Here is a 6,934-nt window from a genome sequence, read left to right as displayed (position 1 = left end):
CGACCCGGCCAGCACCAGCAGTGAGCCAGCACCGGCACCGGCACCAGGCCCGCCTCGGGGGCATACGCTCGAGGGGTGAGCCTGCTCGTCACCGTCCCCACCGCCGAACTCGCCGCCGACATCGCCGCCCGGGGCCCGCTGCCCGACGGCGTGGAGGTGCAGGTCTGGGACATGACCACGCCCCCGCCCGCATCGCGGATCGACATCGTGGTGCCGTCGTATCTGGGGCGGCAGCGCTTCTCCGCACTGGACGGCATCGAGGTCGGCCTCGTGCAGGGGCAGATGATCGGCTACGAGGCCGTGATCGACCGGGTTCCCGCGGGAGTGCCGTTCGCGAACGCCGCCAGCGTGCACGAGCCGGCCACCGCCGAGCTCGCCCTCGCACTGACCCTCGCGGCGCAGCGCGAGCTGCCGCGGTTCGTGCGCGCGCAGGAGGCGGGCGTGTGGGACCGGGCGTTCACGTCGAGCCTCGCGGATCGGCGCGTGCTGCTGGTCGGCATCGGCGGCGTCGGCAAGGCGGTGGCCCGTCGCCTCGCCGGCTTCGAGACCGCCATCACCGCGGTCGCGCAGACCGCCCGCACCGAGGCGATCGACGGCGTCGGCGAGATCGCCGTGCACGCGCTCGCCGATCTGCCCGCGCTCCTGCCCGATGCGGAGATCGTCATCCTGTCACTGCCCGGCGGATCCGCCACCCACCGGCTGTTCGACGCGGCCATGCTCGCGCGCATGCCCGACGGGGCGCTGCTCGTCAACGTCGGCCGCGGCACGCTCGTCGACACGGACGCGCTGGTCGCCGAGAACGGCCGGATCCGCGCCGCCCTCGACGTGATGGACCCGGAGCCGCTACCCGAGGGCCATCCGCTGTGGACCGCACCGGGCGTGCTGTTCACCCCGCACGTCGGCGGCGCCTCGACCGCCATGAACCCACGCATCGCGGCGCTCGTGCGGACCCAGATCGACCGCATGCTCGCGGGCGCGGAGCCGGCGAACCTCATCCCCCGCTGACGTCCGGCGCCCCGCGAGATCGCCGCTTCTCGTCTCGGTCGCCTCCGGCGTCCTCGCTCGACGACCCCGGGCACACAGGATCGAACCGATTCGATCCCCGCGTTTCCGGCATCCGCCGACCTCCCGGTACCCTGATCGCATGGCCGAGATCGAGCAGCAGTCCGCCCCCGGATCCGAGTGGTGGCGCACCGCCGTCATCTACCAGATCTACCCGCGCTCCTTCGCGGACGCGAACGGCGACGGGATCGGCGATCTGCCGGGCATCACGTCCCGCCTGGACGCACTGCAGGACCTCGGCGTCGACGCGATCTGGCTGAGCCCGTTCATGCCCAGCCCGCAGAAGGACGCAGGCTACGACGTCTCGGACTACCGGGGCGTCGATCCGCTGTTCGGCACGCTCGACGACTTCGACGAGATGCTCGCCGCTGCGCACGCCCGCGGCATCCGCGTGATCGTCGACCTGGTGCCCAACCACTCCTCCGATCAGCACCGCTGGTTCCAGGAGGCGCTGAAGGCCGCCCCCGGCAGCCCGGAGCGCGCGCGGTACATCTTCCGAGACGGCAAGGGCGAGCACGGCGAGCTGCCGCCGAACAACTGGCAGAGCGTGTTCGGCGGCGGCATGTGGACCCGGATCACGGAGCCCGACGGCACGCCGGGTCAGTGGTACCTGCACATCTTCGACCCGAGCCAGCCGGACTTCGACTGGACGAACGAAGAGGTGCGCGAGGAGTTCCGCGGCGTGCTGCGGTTCTGGCTCGACCGCGGCGTCGACGGCTTCCGGGTGGATGTCGCCCACGGCATGATCAAGAAGGCGGGACTGCCCGACTACACGCCCGATGACGGCGCCGACTCCATGGGCGGCGACCAGGAGGACGTGCCCTACTGGGGCCAGCCCGGCGTGCACGAGATCTACCGCGACTGGCACGACGTGCTCGCGGCGTACGACGGCGACCGCGCGCTGTGCGCGGAGGCCTGGCTACCCACGCTCGACCAGATCGCGCTGTGGGTGCGCCCCGACGAGATGAACCAGGCGTTCAACTTCAACTACCTGATGACGCCCTGGAACGCGGAGGAGCTGCGCGCCGTGATCCGCGACTCCCTCGACGCGTTCGGGGCCGTCGGCGCGCCCAGCACCTGGGTGCTCTCGAACCACGACGTCGTGCGCCACGCCTCGCGCCTCGCCCTCACCTGGGACAACCCGCAGGGCGACGGCATCGGCCCGCGGGACGAGCCCAAGCCCGACGGGGCGCTGGGCCTCGCGCGCGCCCGCGCCGCGACCACGGTGATGCTCTCGCTGCCCGGATCCGCCTATCTGTACCAGGGCGAGGAGCTGGGCCTGCCCGAGGCGATGGAGATCCCGGACGAGTTCCGGCAGGATCCCACCTGGTTCCGCACGAGCGGCGAGCGCTACGGCCGCGACGGCTGCCGCGTGCCGCTGCCGTGGAGCGGCACCACGCCGTCCTACGGCTTCAACGACACCGGCGCCTCGTGGCTGCCGCAGCCCGCCGAGTGGGCGGAGCATGCGCGCGCCCTCGAGGACGGATCCGACACCTCGACCCTTTCGCTCTACAAGCAGCTGCTCGAGCTCCGGAGGGAGCGGGGACTCGGATCCGGATCCCTCGTCTGGGAGGATCTGGGACCCGATGCGGTCGCGTTCCGCCGCGGGGAGCTGCACGTGGCGGCGAACCTGGGCGAGACGCCCCTGTCGCTGCCGGCGGGGGCGACGATCGTGGTGCACAGCGCCCCCGAGGGCGGGACCGTGCTGCCCGCGGACTCCGCCGCCTGGTACACGATCGGCTGAGCACTCCGGAAGGACTCCCCGGCGCGACGGGTCGCCTCCCGTGTCGCCGACCGCTTTAGCGCCTCTCCTCGGGAGGACGCAAGCCCGTACCCCTCGCCCCGCGGATCGCCTAGCGTGCACCGGAGTACGAGCAGGCGCCCGCGCACATGCGGAGCCGCGAGAGCGAGGAGTTCCATGAGCACGCCGTCATCGACCACCACGAAGAACCGCCGCAAGCCCGGCAGCGGCGCGAAGCGCACCGCCGAGGAGAACGCCGAGAAGGGCTTCGCCGCCTCCCAGAAGCTGAGCGACGACCTGCAGCGGGTGCTGGTCGACCTGATCGAGCTGTCCCTGCAGGGCAAGCAGGTGCACTGGAACGTGGTGGGCACCAACTTCCGGGACACCCACCTGCAGCTGGACGAGATCATCGAGGCCAGTCGCGTCTTCGCCGACACGGTCGCCGAGCGCATGCGCGCGCTGCACGCCCTGCCGGACGGCCGCAGCGACGTCGTCGCGGAGACCACGACGCTGCCCGAGTGCCCGCAGGGGGAGATCGCGACCCACGACGCGATCGACCTCATGACGGAGCGGCTCGACGGCGTCGCCGCCACCTGCCGCGAGGTGCACGATCAGGTCGACGAGGAGGATCCGACCTCGGCCGACATCCTGCACGCGATCCTGGAGCGCATCGAGCAGCTCTCCTGGATGGTCAGCGCCGAGAACCGCACGCCGAAGTGATCCGCGGGGAACGCAGGACTACGCGGATCCGAGGATGTGCTCGTCGGGGATGAGGATGCCGCCCGACGTGTTCGCCGAGTTCGCGTAGGCCTGGATGCGGGCAGGGTCGAGCTGAGGCGGCTCGGGTTCGGCGAACTCGAACCGCAGCTGGATCGAGGGGTGCAGCCAGATCGTGGACCGTCCGCGCGGCTGGCCCTCGTCGTGGCGCCAGGACAGCGTGAAGCTCTCGTTCCGCCGGAGCTTCGTCGCGATCACGACCTTGAGGTGCGCGAGGGCGACGTCTTCGATCTCGATCTCATGCTCTGAACTGCCGTAGAAGAGGAAACCCATCCTGCGTCCACTCGTCCCGTCTGCTCTGCCGCCACGGCGGGCGGGCCGAGGTCGGCGCGACCCGGGCGACGGCTCCCTGGTGTTGCGCTCAGCTTCCCATATATCGGGCGGGCGCACACCGCGAAGGCTCGATCCGGATCACGCCGGATCGAGCGCCCCCACGGGCGGCTCCCCGGCCTCGACCGGAGCGACCGCCGCGCCGCGCCGCCGGTGCGTCGCGGCCGTGACGAGCTGCACCCCGAGCGTCACCGCGAGCACGATGCCGGAGAGCAGCAGGAGCTGGTCCGGCACCGCGCCGGCCGCGAGCGCGAGACCGCCGAGCGCGCTGCCGAGCGCGCTGCCGAGCATCATGGCGCTGTTGTTGAGCGCGAGCACGAGGGCGGCGACCGCCGGCGGCACCATCGTGGCGAGCCGGGTCTGGGCGGCGACGCCCGATCCGCCGTTGAAGAAGGCGCACACCAGGAACCAGAGCAGCCCCGCCACGGCGCCGGCGATGCCGGGGAGCATGAGTCCCGCCCAGCCGAGCAGCGCGGCCGCGAGCACCGTGGCGACGATGACCGTGAGCACGGCGACGGGCCCGCGACGGTCGGTCACGCGCCCCGACACGATGTTGCCGGCGAGGCTCACGATGCCGTACCCGAACAGGGCGCCGATGATCGGATACCCCTCGCCGATGCGCGGACCGAGGATCAGCGTCGCGTAGGTGAAGCAGAAGTAGCTCGCGCACATGAGGCCCATCGGCACCAGGAGCACGAACAGGATCGCCGGGCGCGTGAGCGGGCTCAGCGCCTCGCGCAGCGACAGCGGCGGAAGACGCAGCGGTCGCACCTTCCACAGGATCCCGACGAGCGCCGCCGCGCCGACGCCGACCACGAGGAACAGCGGGATCCGCCAGTCGGCCTGCCCGATCACGAGCCCGATCGGCACGCCCAGCGCCGTCGCGAACAGGAACCCGCCCATCACGAGCGAGAGCGCCCGACCGCGGTAGTGCTCCGGCGTGCGCGCGATCACATAGGAGCCGATCACGGCGTTCAGCAGCGCCCCGCCGAGGGCGGAGACCACCCGGCCGCTCATCGCCCAGAAGTACGTGGGGGCGAGACCGACCATGAGGTTGCCGAGCACGAAGACGCCGAGGGCCAGCACGATCGTCGACTTGCGCTCCCAGCGCCCGGTGAGCGCGCCGAGCACGGGTCCGGCGATCGCGCCGGTCGCCGCGAACACGCTCATGAGCTGCCCGGCGGCGGCCGCATCCACGTCCAGGTCCGTGGCGATCTGCGGCAGCAGCCCCGCCAGCACGTAGCCGTCGATCCCCATCGAGAAGGTCGCGACGGCGAGCCAGATCAGCGCTCCGGGCCGGAAGCCGGTGTCGTCAGCAGTCGTTCGCACCAGGTCATCCAACCAGAGCGGATCCGCTCCGCGCCCTCCTTTTGCGAGGATTCCGGACGAATTGTCGGACACCGTGTCAGCCGACCACCTCGAACGCAGCCGACAGCAGCGCCTCCTCCCGCGAGGACGGCCCAACCAGGAGCTCGAAGGCGCCCGGCTCGACCCGGCGGATCCCCGCGGCGTCCACGATCGAGCAGTCGCCGACCGGCAGCTCCAGCCGCACGCGCGCGGATTCCCCCGGCGCGAGATCGACCTGCCGGTACGCCTTGAGCTCCTTGTCGGTCCAGCTCGCACTCGTGACGACGTCGCGCACGTACACCTGCACCGTCTCGCGCACGGAGCGGGATCCGGTGTTCGCCACCGTCACCTCGGCGACGATCGTGTCCTCCGCGCCGAGCGTCGCCGAGACCAGCCCGAGCGCGGAGTACTCCACCGTCGTGAACGACAGCCCGTCACCGAACGCCCAGGCCGGCGCCTGGGTGAGGTCGGCGTAGCGGGTGCCGTGCTGCCCGCGGATCTGGTTGTAGTACGTCGGCTGCTGACCGACGTGCCGGGCGAACGAGATCGGAAGACGACCGGAGGGCTCGATCGCGCCGGTGAGGAGCTCGGCGATCGCACGGCCTCCGTGCATGCCGGGGTTCGCGGCCCAGATCACGGCGGCGGCTCCGGCCGCCGATGCCGGGAGCACGAGCGGCTTGGAGGCCAGGAGCACCACGATCACGGGCTTCCCTGACGCGATCATCGCGTCGAGCAGCGCGTTCTGGCCGCCGATGAGCTCGAGGGTCGCGGTGGAGCGGCCCTCGCCGACGAGCTCGATCCTGTCGCCGACCACCGCCACCACGACGTCCGCCGCGTCGGCCGCACGCACCGCCTCGGCGAGCAGGCGCGGATCGGACTCGGCAGGCACCACGACCGGCGGGCGGGGCTGCCCGTCCGGGAAGGTCGCGCCGAGCGGGTCGTCCTCGAGGGTGAGGATCTCCGCGCCGTGCGCGTGACGCACCGCGAGGCCCTCGACGGCGCGCAGGCCGTCGAGCACCGTCGTGATCATCTCGCGGGGCTGGCCGTCGAGCCAGCCCGCCTGGCCCGACCCGCCGGCCCAGTCGCCGAGCTGGGTCTGCGCGTCGTCGGCGAGGGGTCCCACCACCGCGACGCGGATCGGATCCGCCGCCGCGAGCGGACCGGTCGCGCCCAGCGGCAGCACCCCGTCGTTCTCCAGCAGCACGAGCGAGCGCCGCGCGACTTCGAGGTTGAGGTCGGAGTGCGCCCCGCTGCCCACCACCGCGTCCAGATCGGAGGAGGGAAGGCGCGGATCCTCGAACAGGCCGAGGTCGAACTTCAGCGTGAGGATGCGGGCCACGGCCGCATCGAAGGCGTCCGGTCGGAGCATGCCCTTCTGCACGGCCTCGAGCGCCCCCTCGTAGAAGTGCGGCGTGGTCATCACCATGTCGTTGCCCGCGGTCACCGCGGCCGCGGCGGCATGCGCGTAGTCGGGCTGCACGCGCTGCTCCCAGACCATCCTGCCGACGTTGTCCCAGTCCGTGATGAGCGTGCCCGTATACCCCCACTCGCCGCGCAGCACATCGCTGAGCAGCCAGTCGTTGACCGTGATCGGCACCCCGTCGCTGGTCTGGTAGCCGAGCATGAACGTGCTGCAGCCCTCGCGCGCGACGCGCTCGAAGGGTGGCAGGAACCAGC

Annotated in this window: 6 protein-coding genes; 3 read left to right on the top strand and 3 right to left on the bottom strand. The window is 72.0% G+C overall.

All coding sequences use genetic code 11. The annotated features are described in order from the left end of the window. Positions 1-75: 75 nt before the first annotated feature. The 3 genes from B7X32_RS16725 (at position 76) to B7X32_RS16715 (ending at position 3,523) form a co-directional block, all read left to right on the top strand. A complete protein-coding gene (locus B7X32_RS16725) occupies positions 76-1,005 on the top strand; it encodes an NAD(P)-dependent oxidoreductase (RefSeq protein WP_292722159.1) in 930 nt (309 codons plus the stop codon). A gap of 139 nt (positions 1,006-1,144) precedes the next feature. Further along, complete coding sequence (locus B7X32_RS16720) at positions 1,145-2,806, top strand: glycoside hydrolase family 13 protein (RefSeq protein WP_292722157.1); 1,662 nt, start codon at positions 1,145-1,147, stop codon at positions 2,804-2,806. A 174-nt stretch (positions 2,807-2,980) separates the two neighbouring features. After that, positions 2,981-3,523 carry a DNA starvation/stationary phase protection protein gene (locus B7X32_RS16715; protein ID WP_292722154.1) on the top strand — a complete coding sequence of 181 codons (543 nt, stop codon included), beginning with the start codon at positions 2,981-2,983 and terminating at the stop codon, positions 3,521-3,523. 18 nt (positions 3,524-3,541) lie between these two features. Here B7X32_RS16715 and B7X32_RS16710 read toward each other — a convergent pair whose 3' ends face one another. From B7X32_RS16710 to B7X32_RS16700, 3 genes are all read right to left on the bottom strand, one after another. Then, the gene (locus B7X32_RS16710; RefSeq protein WP_292722151.1) at positions 3,542-3,853 is read right to left on the bottom strand and encodes a hypothetical protein; all 312 of its coding nucleotides are present in this window, start codon (positions 3,851-3,853) and stop codon (positions 3,542-3,544) included. 138 nt (positions 3,854-3,991) lie between these two features. Further along, positions 3,992-5,239: an MFS transporter gene (locus tag B7X32_RS16705; protein ID WP_292722149.1), complete on the bottom strand. Its 1,248-nt coding sequence runs from the start codon at positions 5,237-5,239 to the stop codon at positions 3,992-3,994. Between the two features lie 76 nt (positions 5,240-5,315). After that, positions 5,316-6,934 (bottom strand): glycoside hydrolase family 3 C-terminal domain-containing protein (locus tag B7X32_RS16700; protein ID WP_292722146.1); only part of this gene is annotated, 1,619 nt, incomplete at its 5' end.

Source organism: Microbacterium sp. 13-71-7 (assembly GCF_002257455.1).
Taxonomy (GTDB): Bacteria; Actinomycetota; Actinomycetes; order Actinomycetales; family Microbacteriaceae; genus Microbacterium.
This window is presented reverse-complemented; position numbering and strand designations above follow the sequence as displayed.

Bases quoted from the DNA above. Each gene is read 5' to 3' on its own strand.
- B7X32_RS16720 (WP_292722157.1), top strand. From the start codon at position 1,145: ATGGCCGAGATCGAGCAGCAGTCCGCCCCCGGATCCGAGTGGTGGCGC.
- B7X32_RS16715 (WP_292722154.1), top strand. From the start codon at position 2,981: ATGAGCACGCCGTCATCGACCACCACGAAGAACCGCCGCAAGCCCGGC.
- B7X32_RS16710 (WP_292722151.1), bottom strand. From the start codon at position 3,853: ATGGGTTTCCTCTTCTACGGCAGTTCAGAGCATGAGATCGAGATCGAA.